Consider the following 16,392-nt stretch of genomic DNA (forward strand, 5'->3'; position numbering starts at 1 on the left):
CCAACGGCGCACCCGCCGCTAGGTCCGAAGGGCAGGTGAGGGCCGTGCGCGGCGGGGGGGGGGGGGGGGGGGGGGGGGGCGCCCCCCCCCCCCCCCCCCCCCCCCCCCCCCGCGTCTCCGGGCACCACGCGGATCACGCACGCGTCACACCCGGACGTCCTCCGTCAGCCGCCCGTCCAGGACCGTCACCGCGCGGTCCGCGCGGCCCAGGTGGGTGCGGTCGTGGGTGACCAGGACGGTCGCCGTGCCGCGCTCGCGGGTCAGCCCGGCCAGGAGCTCCATGACGGCGGCGCCCCGCTCGTGGTCCAGCGCGCTGGTCGGCTCGTCGACCAGCAGGACGGAGGGCTCGTTCATCAGCGCCCGCGCGATGTTCACGCGCTGCCGCTGCCCGCCGGAGAGCTGGTGCGGGCGCTTGTGCGCCTGGTCGGCGAGGCCCACCGCGCCGAGCAGCTCCAGGGCCCGCGCGCGGGCGTCCCGGCCCGCGCGGCCGGACAGGTGCGCCATCACCTCCAGCTGCTCCACCGCGTTGAGCGAGGGCAGCAGGTTGGGCTGCTGGAAGACGATGCCGATCCTCTCCCGCCGCAGCTCCGCCTTGGCCGCCGCGCTCAGCGGGCCGACGTCGGTGCCGGCCACCACCACCCGGCCGCTGTCCGGGGTCACCAGGGTCGCGGCCACGGCGAGCAGGCTGGACTTGCCGGAGCCCGAGGGGCCGACGACGGCCGTGAGGGTGCCGGCGGGGACATCCAGGGAGACCGCGTCCAGGGCGGTCAGCCGCCCGTCGCCGTCCGGGTAGGTCAGGGTCACGCCGTCGAGGACGAGGCTGTTCGTGGTCACCGGGCGCTCCCGAGGGCGGTCAGAGGGTCGACGGCGGTGATCCGCCGGATGGACAGCGCCGCGCCGAGCACACCGAGCACGATGATCACGGCGGCCGGGCCGAGCACGGTCAGCGGCTGGAGGACGAAGGGCACGTTCCCGCCGCTGATCAGCGCGCCGATGCCGGTGGCGAGGCCGGTGCCGATCAGGGTGCCCGCGCCGAGCATCACCACGGCCTGGCCGAGGGCGTCCTTGAGCAAGTACGGGGTGGAGGCGCCGAGCGCCTTCAGGACGGCGACGTCACCGCTGCGCTGGATCGTCCAGACGGTGAAGAAGGCTCCTATGACGAGCGCCGAGATCGCGAAGAGGAAGCCGCGCATCATCTGCAGCGAGCCGTTCTCGGCCTGGTACGACCCTATGGCCGTGAGCGCCTCGTCCGGGGTCTTCGCCGAGGTCCTCAGGGCCGCGTCCCCGGCGGCCCAGTCGGCGCCGGAGCCGCTGAGCGCGATCACCGTCGCCTGCTCCCCGGGCGTGGTGCCGCCGTGCCCGAGCTTCTGCCAGTCGTCGAGCGAGGTCCACACGACGGGCGTGTGGCTGTACGAGGCGTCGCCGGAGACCGCGGCGACGGTCGCCTCGACGGGGCCGAGGCGCACGGCCGAGCCGGTCCGGACGTCGAGCTCCTTCGCCGCCGACTCGGACAGCACCACCTGGCCCGGGCCGAGCCGCCCGCTCTCGGGGGCGATCGCCGACCCCGGCTCCGTACCGAAGGCGGAGAGCGCGGCGGTACGGTCGCCGGCGGTGCCGTTGAGGGTGCGGATGCCGACCGGCTCGGCACCCGTGACACCGGGCCGCCCGGCCCACTGGCGCCACTGGCTCTCGGTGACGGTCGAATTGGTGAAGGAGACCGACTGGCCCGCGGGCGGGGCGGCGAAGGCCAGCCGGTCCGCGGGCAGGCCGGTGATCGCGGAGATGTTCTCCCGCGCCAGGCCGGCGGTGAGGCCGGACAGCAGTCCCACCAGCAGGGTGATCAGGACGATCACCGTGCCCATCAACGTGAATCGCCCCTTGGCGAATCTGAGGTCTCTCCATGCCACGAACATGGGACCCAGCCTGCTCGGGCGGGCCGCCCCGGGGCATCGCGCCACGGATGGGACCGTAATCAAACTTTCGGTTGAGTCCGGAATGTCCGGGCCGGCTCCTGCGCCCGCATACGCTGGACGGACCATGGATCCCCGTTCGCTCACCCCCGTCATGCGCGCCCTGCGGCTCTGCCTCCATCTGCTGACGGCGGGGCTGCTGGTGCTCGCCGCGCTGCGCGCCGAGTCGGCCGCCGGGGTCGCGGCGGCCGTGCTGACCGGCGCGGTGTACGCGGCGGGGGCGCTGCTGCCCGCCGTGCGGGACTCGCAGCGGGGCGCGGCGGTGTGGCTGGCCGCGCTGGCGGCGGCCTGGCTGCTGCTCCTCTGGACCACGCCGGACGGACTGTGGCTGGCGTTCCCGCTGTACTTCCTCCAGCTGCACCTGCTGCCGGTGCGCTGGTCGCTGCCGGCCGTGGCGCTGACGGCGGGCGCGGCGATCCTGTCGTACGTGCGGCACGGCGCGGCGCTCAACCCGGGGGTGTTCATCGGGCCGCTGCTGGGCGGGGCGGTGGCGGTGGCGACCGTGCTCGGCTACCAGGCGCTGTACCGGGAGAGCGAGCGGCGGCGGCGGCTGATCGAGGAGCTGATCTCGACCCGGGCCGAGCTCGCCGCGGCGGAGCGGCACGCGGGGACGCTGGCGGAGCGGGAGCGGCTGGCGCGGGAGATCCACGACACGCTGGCGCAGGGGCTCTCGTCGATCCAGCTGCTGCTGCGGGCGGCCGAGCGGGCGCTGCCGGAGGGGTCCCCGGCGGCCGGGCACATCGAGGAGGCCCGGCGGGCGGCGCAGGACAACCTGGCGGAGGCGCGGCGCTTCGTCCGCGCGCTGGCCCCGCCGGACCTGGAGCACGGCTCGCTCGCCGGGGCGCTGGAGCGGCTGTGCGGGACGGCCGGCCCCGACGGTCCCCGGGTGCGCTTCTCGGTGAGCGGGACGCCGGCCGAGCTGCCGACCCCGTACGAGGTGGCGCTGCTGCGGATCGCGCAGTCGGCGCTCGCCAACACGGTCCGGCACGCCGGGGCCTCGCGGGCGGAGATCACCCTGTCGTTCATGGGCGGTTCGGTGGCGCTGGACGTCGTGGACGACGGGTCGGGCTTCGACCCGGCCGCCGTCCGGCCCTCCTCCGAGGGCGGCTTCGGGCTGCCCGCGATGCGTTCCCGGGCCGAGTCGCTGGGCGGTGCCTTCACCGTCGAGTCGGCCCCCGGCCAGGGCACCGCCGTGGCCGTGACCCTTCCGCTGCCCGACGCCCCCGAGTCCGCTGGAGCCGACGCATGACCATCCGACTGCTGCTCGCCGACGACCACCCGGTGGTACGGGCGGGGCTGCGCGCCGTGCTCGACACGGAGCCGGACTTCGCCGTCGTCGCGGAGGCGGCGACGGCCGAGCGGGCGGTGGAGCTGGCCGCCGCCGGGGGCGTGGACGTGGTCCTGATGGACCTGCAGTTCGGGGCGGGGATGCACGGCTCGGAGGCGACGGCGGCGATCACGGCCGCCCCGGGCGGGCCGCGCGTCCTGGTCCTGACGACGTACGACACGGACGCGGACATCCTGGCGGCGGTGGAGGCGGGCGCCTCGGGCTACCTGCTGAAGGACGCCCCGCCCGAGGAGCTGGCGGCGGCGGTGCGTACGGCGGCGGCCGGCCAGTCGGCGCTGGCCCCGGCGGTGGCGCACCGTCTGATGGACCGGATGCGCACCCCGGCGGAGGCGCTGACGAAGCGGGAGCTGGAGGTGCTCCAGCTCGTCGGCGAGGGCCTGTCGAACCAGCAGATCAGCAAGGCCCTGTTCCTGAGCCAGGCGACGGTGAAGTCCCATCTGGTCCACATCTTCGCCAAGCTGGGCGTCGACTCCCGCACGGCGGCGGTGGCGACGGCGACGGCGCGACGGCTGATCAGGCGGTAGGCGCGGCGTCCGGTCCCGCCGCCGATCCCGGCCGTGCCCCCGCCGCCGGGTCCGCCGGGTCCGCCCGAGGGGCCGGGGCCGCGGGCGGCGGTGGCGGCGGGCCGAAGAGGTCGACCGCCTGGCGCAGGGCCGTGAGGGGGGCGGCGAGGGCGCTGACCGAGCCGAGGGAGCCGGCCACCAGGAGGAGCGAGCGGCGCAGGCGGCGGACTTCGGGGGCGCCCGTCACCGCCATGGCGTCCAGCGCCGCCAGTTCGTCCTCGGCGATGGCCCGGTCGGCGAAGTCGGTGCGGAGCGCGGCCAGTTCGCGCCTGAGCCGGGAGACGGCGGCCCGCAGTCCGTCCACCCTGGGGTCCACGCCCTCGCCGGTCACTCGCCTCTGCCCCACGCTTCGCAACATGGCTCTCCCCCTCGCGCACGTCCCTGTGCCGACCCGTCGGACGGTGGCCGGGCGTCCGGGGTCGCGGGCCAGTTAACTCCTCCGCGCGCCCGGCGCGCCAGCGGACGGACGTAATTCAGGCGTCCGTGTGATCCGGGCGTGATGCGGTATGCAGTCCTCATGACTGGTGAGACGCGAGAACCGAGTGGTGAGACGGCGGAGCCCCTCGTGGCGGGGCTCCTGCTGGCGGCGGGCGGCGGGCGGCGGCTGGGCGGCCGGCCCAAGGCCCTGCTGCCGCACCGGGGCCGCCCGCTGGTGGAGAACGCGGTGCGGGTGCTGCGCGAGGGCGGCTGCGCGGTGGTGCACGTGGTGCTGGGCGCGGCGGCCGAGCGGGTCCGGGAGCTGGCCGAGCTGCCCGGCTGCGTCCTGGTGGACAACCCCGACTGGGCCGAGGGGATGGGCTCCTCGCTGCGCGTCGGGCTCGCGTCCCTGGAGGCGGCGGGCCCGGCGGACGCGGCGCTGGTGTCGCTGGTGGACCAGCCGGGGATCGGCCCGGCGGCGGTGGCCCGGGTCCGCGCCGCGTACCGCTCGCCACAGACGCTGGCGGCGGCCTCGTACGACGGGAGGCGCGGGCATCCGGTGCTCTTCGGCGCCGCCCGCTGGGCGGGGATCGCGGCGGGCGCGGTCGGGGACCAGGGGGCCCGGGACTACCTGAAGGCGCACCGGGACGCGATCACGCTCGTGGACTGTTCGGATGTGGCCGAGCCCTACGACATCGACACGGAGGCGGATCTGGTGCACCTGGAGTGAAGGCGGTGGCACCGTGCGCCACGTTGTGTCGACCCGAAGAATCTCGACGTCAACAAACCATTGAACTTCCACCATGAGGAAACTAGTATCCACTGTTCAGAAGCGCCTGATCTTTGAGACGGCGTTCGCGGCCGTACCTCGGCGCCTGTGGCACTCCGTGCCGCACCGCGACGCCCGGCGGCCGTCTGGCACCGCCCGTGAAGCCCGCTGAAGGAAGTGACAGTTCATGTCCGCACCAGCGCCGTCCTCCCTGGTCGTCGTCGAAGCCGAGCCCCTGCCGCGCCAGGAGGAGGTGCTCACCGACGCGGCCCTCGCCTTCGTGGCCGAACTGCACCGACGGTTCACCCCGCGCCGTGACGAGCTGCTCGCCCGCCGCGCCGAGCGCCGCGCCGAGATCGCCCGCACCTCCACGCTGGGCTTCCTTCCCGAGACCGCGGCGGTCCGCGCCGACGACTCCTGGAAGGTCGCGCCCGCCCCGGCGGCCCTGAACGACCGGCGGGTCGAGATCACCGGCCCGACCGACCGCAAGATGACGATCAACGCGCTGAACTCGGGCGCGCGGGTCTGGCTCGCGGACTTCGAAGACGCCTCCGCCCCGACCTGGGAGAACGTCGTCCTCGGCCAGGTCAACCTGGTCGACGCGTACACCCGGAACATCGACTTCACCGACCCGCGCTCGGGCAAGTCCTACGCCCTCAAGCCGGCCGACCAGCTCGCCACGGTCGTCATGCGCCCGCGCGGCTGGCACCTGGAGGAGCGCCACCTGACCGTCGACGGACGCCCCGTCCCGGGCGCGCTGGTCGACTTCGGCCTCTACTTCTTCCACAACGCGCAGCGCCTGATCGACCTCGGCAAGGGCCCGTACTTCTACCTGCCGAAGACCGAGTCGCACCTGGAGGCGCGCCTCTGGAACGAGATCTTCGTCTTCGCCCAGGACTACGTCGGCATCCCGCAGGGCACCGTCCGCGCCACGGTCCTCATCGAGACCATCACGGCCGCGTACGAGATGGAGGAGATCCTCTACGAGCTCCGCGACCACGCCGCGGGCCTGAACGCGGGCCGCTGGGACTACCTCTTCTCCATCGTCAAGAACTTCCGTGACGGCGGCGCCAAGTTCGTCCTCCCGGACCGCAACCTGGTCACGATGACGGCCCCGTTCATGCGCGCCTACACCGAACTCCTCGTCCGCACCTGCCACAAGCGCGGCGCGCACGCCATCGGCGGCATGGCGGCCTTCATCCCGTCCCGGCGCGACGCCGAGGTCAACAAGGTCGCGTTCGAGAAGGTCAAGGCCGACAAGGACCGCGAGGCCGGCGACGGCTTCGACGGCTCCTGGGTCGCCCACCCCGACCTGGTCCCGATCGCCATGGCCTCCTTCGACGCGGTGCTCGGCGAGAAGCCGAACCAGAAGGACCGGCTGCGCGAGGACGTCCACGTCGAGGGCCCCGAGCTCATCGACATCGCCTCCCTGGACGCCCACCCGACCTTCGACGGCCTGCGCAACGCCGTCCAGGTCGGCATCCGCTACATCGAGGCCTGGCTGCGCGGCCTGGGCGCCGTCGCCATCTTCAACCTGATGGAGGACGCGGCCACCGCCGAGATCTCCCGCTCGCAGATCTGGCAGTGGATCAACGCCGAGGTCGTCTTCGAGGACGGCCGCAAGGCCACCCCGGAGCTGGCCCGCGAGGTCGCCGCCGGGGAACTGGCCGCGATCCGCGCGGAGATCGGCGACGAGGCGTTCGCGGCCGGGAAGTGGCAGCAGGCGCACGACCTCCTGCTGCGCGTCTCCCTCGACGCCGACTACGCGGACTTCCTCACCCTCCCCGCGTACGAGCAGCTGGTCGGCTGACCGCACAGCGGCCGGACAGCGCTCAGGACCCAGGCTCCGCCCCCACCGCCCCCGGCGATGGGGGCGGAGCCCTTTCCGCACGGTCGTGGTCAGGCCTTCGTGCCGGTGCCCGTGCCGGACGCGGGGGCGGTCCCGGACGCCGGCGCCGGGGCGGGCTTGGGCGGGTCGGCCTTGGCGCCCTGGTTCAGCATGCCGCCGAGGGCGCTGACACTGCTCGCTCCGCCCGCGGCTCCGCCGGTGGCGAGCGGCAGTATCTTGCCGAGGGCGTCGACCGCGATCTGGGCCATCTTCTGCGCGTGATCGGTGGCGGTCTTCAGCGCCTCCTGGGCGCGCATCCCGGCCTCCTTGTCGTTCCCGGCGGCGGCCTCGATGCCCTTGGTGAGGAACTGGCTCATGTTGTCGAGGCCGCTCATGTCGCGGAACAGGTTCGCGGTGGCGATGGCCTGCGTCGTCTGGAGGCCGACCGGGTCGGGCATCGCGACCAGCGGCGTGAACTTCGCCTGGGAGACCCCCATGCCGGCCGCCGTGGTGTCGAGGTTCTGCGCGCGAGAGGCGGTGGACACCGGGGCGATGTCGGCCGGGGTGATCTGGATGGGCGAGTCCTTCCAGTTCCAGAAGCGGGTCAGGTCGATCTTCTCGGCCGCGTTGGCCCGGCCGAGGACGGCCTCGGCGAAGACGCCGTTGGTGGCGATGGCGATCGTGTCGGCCACCGGCGTGCCGAAGGTGCTGTCGCTCAGCCGGCGGTCCTTGGTCCACTCCTCGCGCTCCCGCTCGCTGGCGAAGTTCCAGCGGAAGCCGAGGTAGTTGCCGGTGGCCGCGATCGGCTTCGGGTCGAGCAGCATCCCGAGCGGCACCGGCCCCGCGCTCGAACCCTGCGGGGTGTACGAGTAGTTGGCGAGGATGCGGCTCAGGGTCAGCTCGTCCGCGTTGGCCCAGACGGCCTGGCTGTAGTGGCGCCGGTTGTCGTTCAGGTGGTCGAGGACCGGCTGGGGCACGTTCCCGCCCCGTACGTGGAAGCCGATGGACGCGACGTAGGTGCGGCTGCCGGACTTCACCGTCGAACCGAACAGCCCGCAGATGGCCGATCCACCGCCGGCGTCCTCGGACAGGTCGGGCGCGACCGTGGTGGTCGCCGCGATGCCGAAGTTGGCCACGCCCGAGGTCATCTTCAGACGCAGCCCGGCGAGGCTGCCACGGGCGGTCCTGCTGGACCAGGCCTCGTAGGAGATCAGCTTGTCGGCGCCGCCGAAGGTGTAGGACGCCTGCTGCGCTCCGGAGCCGCCGATGTCGCCGCATCCGAAGGTGTGGCTCGGATGGACGACCTGGATGCCGCGGATTCCGTCGCTGTCCGACCAGACGTCGATCCTGGACGCGTAGGCGGAGTCCTCCTTCGGCTGGTCGTCGAAGGCCACCAGTGCCTCGCGTCCCAGAATCCGGCGCACGGTCCCGTTGCCCATCAGCACCCAGTAGTCTCCACCGCCGACCGAGGCGATCTGTGCCAGCCCGGTGACGCTCTGCAGGCCGCCGGCCGTGGGACGGACCGCGGTCGTCGCACCGGACTCCACCAGGAGGGGCAAGGTCTCGGTGCTGGACTGGGACTGGACGACGGCCCAGAGGGCACCGTCGGATGTCGCGGACAGACGCTGCACACCCGGCCCGCCCCGCTGCACCCAGCTGGTACCGCTGCGCTCGTACAGGGCCCCCTGCCGGGAGTACCAGAGCTTGTCCTTGCCGGTGACGGCTATGTCGTCGGCCGTGACCCCCAGGTTCGACCACATGGTCGGGCCACGCTGGTGGATGAAGTTGTTGGTGCCGATGACGTAGACCGAGTCGTCCCCAGCGCAGACGATGCGCAGCCCCCAGCCGTTCGCCGGGTCAGGCCGCCAGGTCGTCCCGTCGAACTGGACGATCAAGTTGTCGGTGGCCCGGATCGCCCAGACGGTGTTCTTGCCCGGTGCGATGCGGGTCAGACCGCCGCTCAGCCCCGTGGTGGGCAGCGGCTTCCACTGCTGGGTCGCGGGGTCGAACTTGACCGGGCCGCCGTCGGCCTTGCGCACCCCGTACACGCCCATGGCCGAAGCGGCGACGTCGGCCAGCTCCACCCCGGCGAACTCCTGAGTGGTCGGCACCTCCGGTGCCGCGCACGCGTCGAGTCTGCGCACGACCGTGTCGAACGGGTTCGCCGCGCGGATCTTCGTCGCCCAGTCGGCCGGCGCCACCGACGCGAGCACCTCCTTGTACCGCTGGAGGCTGGTGTGGGTGAAGGTGAGCTCCTGGAGCGGGATGAACAGACAGCGCTCCAGCCGGGTCGGCTTCGTCGTCACGGTGTAGACCTGGACGACCTCGTAGTACTGCACCGACATGGCGTGCATGTGGTTGTAGTTGGTGACGACCCGGGTGAGGACCTGGTCCTGCTCGGCCTGCGAGGTCTCGCGCACGACCGTCATGTTCCGGCTGCGGGCCGCGGTCGCGAGCTGCTGGGTCCGCGCGCTGATCCGCTGCGTCGCCTCCTGCGCCACCGAGCGCACGCCCGTGGAGCGTGACACCGCGCTGGCGATGCCGAAGTTCGACGACTTGCTCCAGTTGCCGCCACCGCTGAACACGACGCCGAGCGAGCCGCCGACGCTGCCGCCCTCGCTGGACGACTGGCCCACCTCGAACCCCTGGGAGCTGCCGTACTGCTCCTCGTGGGCGATGGCGTTCGCGACCTCGCTGATCGACCGGTTCTGGTCGGTGGAGCCGGTCAGCAACTCGTTCTCGCCGGCCGTCTCGGCGCCCGTCGCCCGGGTGGTGCGCTGCCAGTCGACGACCGCGACCCGGGTGCTCTCGCCGGGCGCGAGGGCCAGGCTGTGCAGCAGGCGGCCGAGCGTGACGCCCTGGGCCGACCAGCTCTGCTCCGTCGTGACGACCATGCCCTCGGCGGGCCGGTCGTAGAACGGGAGGTTCTCCTCGCCGAGGTCGATCGCGCCGGTCAGGGCGCGCCCCGGGGCCGCCCCGGGGATGTCGGTCAGCACCACCGACTGGTACCGGACGACCTCCGTCGGGTAGTTGCCCGTGGTGGGAAGCAGGTCCTTCGGCGTCGGGCCGTCGAGCAGCGTCCTGTCCGCTTCGGACGGGGCGGGCGGCGGTGTGGTCGTGGGCGTTCCGGAGCTCGGATCGGGCATCAAGTGTCCTGTCTCGGATGGAGGGAAGGGCGGGTCGCCGTGGAGGCCAGGCCCCACAGCGACTGGCGCAAAGGCAGCTACGCCTTCCGTGCCGCACGAAAGCTACACACCTTGATCACAGAAGCTGCACGCTTTGTCAGAAATGGCCAGAAATGACTCCCGCGAGTGCAACAGCACTGACCCAGCGTGGAGTTGAGAAGGACACTCGCCCGCCTGCCGGGGCGAGGGGAGCTGATGAGCGACTGACGAGGGGCTGATGAGGGGCTGATGAGGAACTGACGGCAGGATGGCGACGGACCCCCGGCCGGGCCCCACGGCCCGTCAGCGCGGCCCGAGTCCCAGCGGGCCGAGAACCCGCGCGCTCGCGTGCGGGTCCGCCGCCGTCATCGCGGCCAGCAGCGCCGCCGAACCGCCGGGCCAGCGCGCGGCCGCCGCGTCGAAGGCGGCCCGGCGGGACTCCAGAGGCCCCCGCTTGCCGGGCAGCCCGTCGAGGACCGCGAGGGCGCGCGCGGCGGGCGGTACGAGGGCGGGGTCGACGCTCTCGCCCCGGGCGCGCAGCGCCGCCTCCGCGCGGACGCCGGTCGCCGGGTCCGCGAGCGCCGCGCGGAGCGCTCCGGCCGGGGCCCGGGACAGGTCGAGGACACCGGGCAGCGCGCGGACGGCCGCCGCTTCGGGGGTGCCCGCGCCGACCCGGCCGAGGGCGCCGAGCAGCTCCGTCCAGGCCCCCTCGTCGGCGTCCCCGGGGACCGCCTCGCGGGCCGTCAGCCAGGCGCCGAGCACCCGTTCGGCGGCGGCCGGGGGCCAGCCCGCGGCGGCGGCGACCAGCGTGGCCGCGTCCCAGGCGGCGGTCTCGGCCGTGTCGGGCACGGCGACCCCGCGCACGGCGAGCAGATAGCGGACGGCGGCGCGGCCGCGCGGGGTGAGGCCGAAGGCGTCGCCCCGGCGGAACACGAGCCCGGTGCCGGCCAGCCGGTCGACGACGGCGGCGAGCTCGTGGGCGGGCCGGTCGAGCCGCGCGCGGTCGGTGTCGGTGATGCCGGGCGCGCCGAGCAGCCGGGCCAGCTCCCCGGCCGTGGGCGTGGTGTACGCGGGCGAGGCCGGCGGCGGTACGCGGACGGGGGCGTCCTCCAGGGCCGGGTCGACCGGCCAGTCCTCGAACTCGGCGGCGCGGCGGGCGACGGACTCGGCGGAGCAGCCGCGCTGGTAGAGGGTGTAGAGGAGGTGGGCGGCCTCGCTCCCGTAGGGGCCCTGTTCGGCGAGGGCGTCGATGGCGGCGGCGAGCAGGTCGGCGGCGGCCTCCGGGTCCGGGGCCGCGGTCTCCGGGGCGGCGGTGTCCGGGCCGGAGGCGCCGGGGGCGGGCTCGGGCGGGGGCAGCGGCTCGGCGGGGTCCCCGTAGTAGTCGAGGTGCTCGTCGAGCAGGGCGTCGGCGAGGACGAGGTGGGGGAAGGCGTCGGGGCCGGGCGCGAGGTGGGCGTAGGCGCCGGCGAGGCCCTCGGCGAGCCCGGCGGCGGTCCACCGGTCGAGCAGGGCGGCGGCGACCGTACCGATCCCCTGGGCCACGTCGTGGTCGGTGAGGACGGGCCCGGTGGGCGGCGGGTGCTCGGCATCGCGGACGTAGGCCCTGGTCAGGGCCTCGGCGAGCAGGACGTCGGCGACGGCGGTGCGGCCCATGAGGTCGGCCCGCCGCACCCCGTCGGGGACCGGCGGCGCGTCGAGCCCGGCGAGCCAGCCTCGGACGGCTGCGGGGTCGTCGGGGTCGGTGCCGTCGGCGCGCAGCAGCTGGGCGTACCAGCGGGGCCAGGTGAGGTTGCCGGGGTCGCTCATGGCGCGCTCGAAGTCGCCGGCCGCCTCGCCGATCACCTCCTCGACGGCCGGGGCCGCGCCGTCGAAGCGTGCGGCGAGGGCGCGGAGCACGGCCGGGTAGGCGGGCAGCTCCTCGGGGCTCGCGCAGACGAACGCGGGCAGGTCCTCCACGAGCAGCCGCCGGACCAGGCCGGGGGTGGGGCGCGGCAGGCCGGTCGCCCGGTCGGCGCCGCGCAGCGCGAGGAGGCTCAGTACGGCTTCGGCGGCCCGGCGGGTGCCGGGGCCGCGGAACTGGGGGCTGGCCTCCAGGAACGCGGCGAGCCCGGTGTTGGTGAGGACGATCTCGGCCACGTACCCAGCGTAGATCCGACGCGGTGTGCGTGCGTGCCTTCAGGGGGTCACCACGGTGCGCGGCGCGGAGAAGTCGCCCCAGGTGCCGTCGGGCAGCCGGGCCCGGAGGGTGACGGTGTAGCGGGCGCCGGAGGTGGCGGGGACGGTGAGGGTGTATGTGACGGGGCCGGGCGGGGGCTCGGCGCCCCAGACGATGGTGGTGGCGAAGCGGCCGTTCAGGTAGAGCTGGTGCTCCTTGACGGGGGCGCCGGTGCGGGGCGGGGTCCAGGTGAGGGTGACGGTGCCCTCGGCCGCCTTCGCGGTGACGGCGGTGGGGGCGGTGTTGGGCGGGGCGCCGGGGGCGGGTGCGGTGGTGAGGTCGGCGGGGGCGCTGTCCGGGGAGGAGTTCTCGGCGGCGTCGCGGGCGCGGACGGTGAAGGAGTAGGCGGTGCCGGGGCGCAGGCCGCCGAGGCGGGCGGTGGTCTCGGTTCCGGCGACGGTGTGGACGCGGGCGTCGGCCTGGTAGACGTCGTAGGCGGTGACCCGGGTGTCGTCGCGGGCGGGCCGCCAGCTGAGGGCGGCCGTGTCGGGCCCGGCGGGGGTGACGCGCAGGCCGGTGGGGCGGGTGGGGGGCGTGCGGTCCTCGGCGGTGGCGGCGAGGGTGGTGGCGGTGACGGCGGCGCTGTCCGGGGAGAGGTTGCCGGCGGCGTCGCGGGCGCGGACGGTGAAGGTCTGCGGGGTGGCGGGGGCGAGGCCGGTGACGTCGGTCATGAGGGTCTCGGCGGGGAGGTCCCTGACCTTGCGGCCCTGTCGGTAGACGGCGTAGCCGGTGACGGCGCGGTCGTCGGTGGCCGCGCTCCACATCACATGGACGGTGGTGGAGCTGCCGGAGGCGGCGGTGACCCCGGTGGGCGCGGCGGGGGCGCTGGTGTCGGGGGCGGGAGGCGCGGAGCAGGCGGCGAGACCGAGCAGGGCGGTGGTCACGACCGAGGCCGCGAGGGCGGTCAACGGGCTTGCGGCGAGCGGGCGTTGCACGGGACGCCTCCGTCCTGCCGGACGATCCGGAAAGGTCTGGACCTGTATGCCACAGGGGTGGAGGACCCGGCAAGGGGGCGGGCGGCGGGGGCGTTGTCAGTGGGGTGCGCTTCACTGATTCCGTCACTCTCCGTAGTCGAGAAGGGGTGGATTCGTGACGGACCGTACGACCTATGTGACCGTGGCCGCGCTGCGCGGGCGGGGCTGGAGCGAGGCGATGATCGACGGGCTGCTGGGCCGGGCGGACGTGCAGGGCCGCGACCCGAGACGCTGGTCCCCGGCCCCGGTGCGGCTGTATCTGCTGGCGCGCGTCGAGGCGGTGGAGCGCACCCCCGGGTTCCTGCGGGCCGCCGCCGTGGCGGGGCGGGGCTCGGCCGCGGCCGGCGCGGGGGCGGAGCGGCGGCGCCGGGCGGTGCTGGCGGCGATCCTGGCCGAGCCCATCGAGGTGCCCCGGCTGCCGGCCGCGGAGCTGGAGCGCCGGGCCGTGCGCCACCGGCACCTGCTGGGCGCGCGCGGCCCGGGCGCCGGGGCCGAGGGCGCGATGGTCCGCTGGCAGGTCGGCTACCTCCGCCAGGCGCTCGCCCGCTACGAGGCGCTCCTCGACGGCCTGTACGGCGACACGGGCCGCGCCGAGGCCGAGCGCCTGCTGCGCCGCCGCCTGTACGAGGCGATCGCGACGGCGTACCCGGGCCTGGCCCGCGAGTGCGCGCGGCGGATGGAGCTGGAGCGGTGAGCGGTCAGGGGGGCGGGGGCGCGGCCGGGCGGGCCGGTCCTTTCGTGACGGGCGGTGTGCCGGTCACGGTGACGCTCGCTGTGGCGCTTGTCGTGGTGAGCGTCCTGAGCGGCGGCCTGGCGGGGGTCCTGCCGGGCGGCCTGGCAGGCGTGCTGAAGGGCGTCCTCGGCGCCTCCGCCGCCCCGGGCGTCAGCAGGTGGGCGACCCGGCGGCAGGCGGCCGGGATCGGGGCGATGACCGGGACCGGCAGACGGGTGCGGAGGGCGGCCGCCGCGTCGCCGAGCGGGCCGCCGCCGATGACGACGGCTTCCGCGCCGTCGCGGACGCAGGCGAGGGCGGCGCCCTCCAGCGCGGCGAGCAGCGCCGGCGGGCGGGCGGCGAGCCGCCGGGGGTCGCCCGCCGTGAAGCGGGTGCCGGTGTGGGACGCGGCCAGACCGAGCCGCTCGACGTGGGCGGCGAGGGTGTCCGCCAGGCGCGGGGTGGTGGTCGCGATGCCGAAGCGGCGTCCGCCCGCGGCGGCTTCGGCGAGCGCGGACTCGCCGATGCCGACGACGGGCGGGGCGTCCCCCAGGAGCGCCCGCAGTTCCGCGAGCCCCGGGTCGCCGAAGGCGCCGACGACCAGCGCCGCGCAGTCGCCCCCGGAGAGGGCGGCGAGGGCCGCGGTGACGGTGTGCGGGGCGGCGGCGCGCAGGGCGGCCGGCGTGGTCAGCATCGCCGGGCCGTGCGCGGCGGTCACGCCCCGGACCCGCAGGCCCGTGCCCGCGAGCGCGCGCCGGGCGAGGGCGGTCATCATCCGGGTGGTCGCGGCCGAGGTGTTGGGGTTGACCAGCACGGCCGCCCCGGTCCCCGCGGCGTGCGCGGGGACCGGGGCGGCCGGGGACGGCGGGCGGCTGCTCAGTGGACGTGCGCCGCCTTGGCCGACCGGGTCCCGGAGATCTCCTCGCCGGGCTCCATGGGCGCGGTCACCGTGTCCTCGTCACGACGCTTGCCGAGGTGGTTGAAGACCAGGTTGAGCAGGACGGCCGCGACGCAGCCGGTGGAGATGCCGGAGTCCAGGATGATCTTCGCGGTCTCCGGGAAGGCGTGGTAGAACTCCGGCTTCGTGATCGGGATGATGCCGACCGCCAGCGAGACGGCCACGATCAGCACGTTGTTGTCCTTCTCCAGGCCGGCCTTGGCGAGGGTCTGGATACCGCTCGCGGCGACCGAGCCGAAGAGGACGATGCCCGCGCCGCCGAGGACCGGCCGGGGCACGACCGAGATCAGCGAGGCGGCCACCGGCGACAGGCCCATGAGGACCAGGAAGCCGCCGCCGCAGGCGACCACGAAGCGGCTGCGGATCCGGGTCATCGCGACCAGGCCGATGTTCTGCGCGAAGGCGCTGCACATGAAGCCGTTGAAGAGCGGGCTGAGCGCGGAGCCGAGGGTGTCGGCGCGCAGACCGGCCGCGATCGTCTTCTCGTCGGCGGGCCGCTCGACGATCTCGCCGAGCGCCAGCATGTCGGCGGTCGACTCGGTCATCGAGACCAGCATGACCACGCACATGGAGATGATCGCGGCGAGGGCGAACTGCGGGGCGCCGAAGTGGAACGGGTTCGGGAAGCCGACGATGTCCGCCTCGGTCACCGGGGTGAAGTCGGTGACGCCGAAAGGTATCGCGATGAGCGTGCCCACGACGAGGCCGACGAGGACGGCGACCTGCTTGAGGAAGCCGCGGGTGAAGCGGCGCAGCAGCAGGACGATGACCAGGGTGATGCCCGCGAGGGACAGGAAGGTGGTCGAACCGTAGTCGTCCGCCTTGGGGTTGGGCCCCTGGGCCCAGCCGAAGGCGACCGGGAGGAGGGAGACACCGATGAGGGTGATGACGGAGCCGGTGACGACCGGCGGGAAGAACCGGACCAGTCTGGAGAAGTACGGGGCGGCGAGGAAGCCGAGGAGTCCGGCGACGATGATCGCGCCGAAGATCACCGGAAGGGCGTCGGCCTTGTCCTTCGTGGTGTCGACGATGGCGAGCATCGGGGCGACGCCGGCGAAGGTGACGCCGTTGACGAACGGCAGCCGGGCGCCGATCTTCCAGACGCCGAGGGTCTGCAGGAAGGTGGCGAGGCCCGCGGTGAAGAGGCTGGCGCCGGTGAGGAAGGTGAGCTCGGTGCCGGAGAGGCCGACGGCGGCTCCGACGATCAACGGAGGTGCGACGACTCCGGCGTACATGGCGGCGACGTGCTGCAGGCCGCTGGTAGCCATCTTCAGTGGGGGCAGGACCTCGTCCACCGGGTGGGTGTCCCGGGCCTCGGGGGCTGAGCCTGCGTCATGTGCATTGCGAACCTGGGGCGTGGCGGCCACGGCGGTTCCTCCGGTCGGGTACACGTCGGCGGAGACGTGGGTGTCAGGGAGGTGGTGCGATGCGGTGCGAAGTGCGGGAGGTGCGGCTCGTCGCGGGGGGGGGGGGG

At 74.6% G+C, this 16,392-nt stretch carries 12 protein-coding genes and 1 pseudogene; 5 read left to right on the forward strand and 8 right to left on the reverse strand.

Annotation, left to right across the window (positions count from 1 at the left end; translation table 11 throughout):
- Positions 1 to 144: 144 nt before the first annotated feature.
- Both ACZ6J5_RS34505 and ACZ6J5_RS34510 read right to left on the reverse strand, forming a co-directional pair.
- Entirely contained in the window at positions 145 to 834 is a 690-nt protein-coding gene (locus ACZ6J5_RS34505) for an ABC transporter ATP-binding protein (RefSeq protein WP_469397889.1), read from the reverse strand.
- Positions 831 to 1,913: an ABC transporter permease gene (locus ACZ6J5_RS34510; RefSeq protein WP_469397890.1), complete on the reverse strand. Its 1,083-nt coding sequence runs from the start codon at positions 1,911 to 1,913 to the stop codon at positions 831 to 833. Before ACZ6J5_RS34510 ends, ACZ6J5_RS34505 begins: the two co-directional genes overlap by 4 nt.
- Positions 1,914 to 2,037: 124 nt before the next feature.
- Between ACZ6J5_RS34510 and ACZ6J5_RS34515 the strand changes: the two genes are divergently transcribed.
- Both ACZ6J5_RS34515 and ACZ6J5_RS34520 read left to right on the forward strand, forming a co-directional pair.
- On the forward strand, positions 2,038 to 3,219 hold the full coding sequence (locus tag ACZ6J5_RS34515; protein ID WP_469397891.1) for a sensor histidine kinase: 1,182 nt from the start codon (positions 2,038 to 2,040) through the stop codon (positions 3,217 to 3,219).
- On the forward strand, positions 3,216 to 3,842 hold the full coding sequence (locus tag ACZ6J5_RS34520; RefSeq protein WP_362484002.1) for a response regulator transcription factor: 627 nt from the start codon (positions 3,216 to 3,218) through the stop codon (positions 3,840 to 3,842). The genes ACZ6J5_RS34515 and ACZ6J5_RS34520 overlap by 4 nt, the downstream gene beginning before the upstream one ends.
- A 91-nt stretch (positions 3,843 to 3,933) precedes the next feature.
- Here the strand turns inward: ACZ6J5_RS34520 and ACZ6J5_RS34525 are convergent.
- Positions 3,934 to 4,239, reverse strand: a pseudogene (locus ACZ6J5_RS34525) (DUF5955 family protein); the annotation flags it as partial.
- Between the two features lie 159 nt (positions 4,240 to 4,398).
- Between ACZ6J5_RS34525 and ACZ6J5_RS34530 the strand changes: the two are divergent.
- Both ACZ6J5_RS34530 and aceB read left to right on the forward strand, forming a co-directional pair.
- Entirely contained in the window at positions 4,399 to 5,028 is a 630-nt protein-coding gene (locus ACZ6J5_RS34530; RefSeq protein WP_469397892.1) for a nucleotidyltransferase family protein, read from the forward strand.
- A gap of 226 nt (positions 5,029 to 5,254) precedes the next feature.
- The gene (gene aceB / locus ACZ6J5_RS34535) at positions 5,255 to 6,877 is read left to right on the forward strand and encodes a malate synthase A (protein WP_469397893.1); all 1,623 of its coding nucleotides are present in this window, start codon (positions 5,255 to 5,257) and stop codon (positions 6,875 to 6,877) included.
- An 89-nt stretch (positions 6,878 to 6,966) separates the two neighbouring features.
- Here aceB and ACZ6J5_RS34540 read toward each other — a convergent pair whose 3' ends face one another.
- The 3 genes from ACZ6J5_RS34540 to ACZ6J5_RS34550 all read right to left on the reverse strand — a co-directional run bounded on the left by ACZ6J5_RS34540 (position 6,967) and on the right by ACZ6J5_RS34550 (position 13,209).
- Entirely contained in the window at positions 6,967 to 10,041 is a 3,075-nt protein-coding gene (locus ACZ6J5_RS34540; RefSeq protein ID WP_469397894.1) for a hypothetical protein, read from the reverse strand.
- Between the two features lie 321 nt (positions 10,042 to 10,362).
- Entirely contained in the window at positions 10,363 to 12,195 is a 1,833-nt protein-coding gene (locus ACZ6J5_RS34545) for a hypothetical protein (RefSeq protein ID WP_469397895.1), read from the reverse strand.
- Between the two features lie 39 nt (positions 12,196 to 12,234).
- The gene (locus tag ACZ6J5_RS34550; protein ID WP_469397896.1) at positions 12,235 to 13,209 is read right to left on the reverse strand and encodes a fibronectin type III domain-containing protein; all 975 of its coding nucleotides are present in this window, start codon (positions 13,207 to 13,209) and stop codon (positions 12,235 to 12,237) included.
- A gap of 154 nt (positions 13,210 to 13,363) precedes the next feature.
- Between ACZ6J5_RS34550 and ACZ6J5_RS34555 the strand changes: the two genes are divergently transcribed.
- Positions 13,364 to 13,942: a hypothetical protein gene (locus tag ACZ6J5_RS34555; protein WP_469397897.1), complete on the forward strand. Its 579-nt coding sequence runs from the start codon at positions 13,364 to 13,366 to the stop codon at positions 13,940 to 13,942.
- A gap of 4 nt (positions 13,943 to 13,946) precedes the next feature.
- On the opposite strand, the gene ACZ6J5_RS34560 is transcribed toward ACZ6J5_RS34555, so the two are convergent.
- Complete coding sequence (locus tag ACZ6J5_RS34560) at positions 13,947 to 14,774, reverse strand: aspartate/glutamate racemase family protein (RefSeq protein WP_469397898.1); 828 nt, start codon at positions 14,772 to 14,774, stop codon at positions 13,947 to 13,949.
- Positions 14,775 to 14,836: 62 nt separating this feature from the next.
- Complete coding sequence (locus ACZ6J5_RS34565) at positions 14,837 to 16,186, reverse strand: nucleobase:cation symporter-2 family protein (RefSeq protein WP_469397899.1); 1,350 nt, start codon at positions 16,184 to 16,186, stop codon at positions 14,837 to 14,839.
- Between the last annotated feature and the right edge of the window lie 206 nt (positions 16,187 to 16,392).

Source organism: Streptomyces sp. NPDC042100 (assembly GCF_055582325.1).

Coding starts and splice junctions, on each gene's coding strand:
- ACZ6J5_RS34510 (WP_469397890.1), bottom strand. CDS start 1,913: ATGTTCGTGGCATGGAGAGACCTCAGATTCGCCAAGGGGCGATTCACG.
- ACZ6J5_RS34515 (WP_469397891.1), top strand. CDS start 2,038: ATGGATCCCCGTTCGCTCACCCCCGTCATGCGCGCCCTGCGGCTCTGC.
- ACZ6J5_RS34520 (WP_362484002.1), top strand. CDS start 3,216: ATGACCATCCGACTGCTGCTCGCCGACGACCACCCGGTGGTACGGGCG.
- ACZ6J5_RS34530 (WP_469397892.1), top strand. CDS start 4,399: ATGACTGGTGAGACGCGAGAACCGAGTGGTGAGACGGCGGAGCCCCTC.
- aceB (WP_469397893.1), top strand. CDS start 5,255: ATGTCCGCACCAGCGCCGTCCTCCCTGGTCGTCGTCGAAGCCGAGCCC.
- ACZ6J5_RS34540 (WP_469397894.1), bottom strand. CDS start 10,041: ATGCCCGATCCGAGCTCCGGAACGCCCACGACCACACCGCCGCCCGCC.
- ACZ6J5_RS34565 (WP_469397899.1), bottom strand. CDS start 16,186: ATGGCTACCAGCGGCCTGCAGCACGTCGCCGCCATGTACGCCGGAGTC.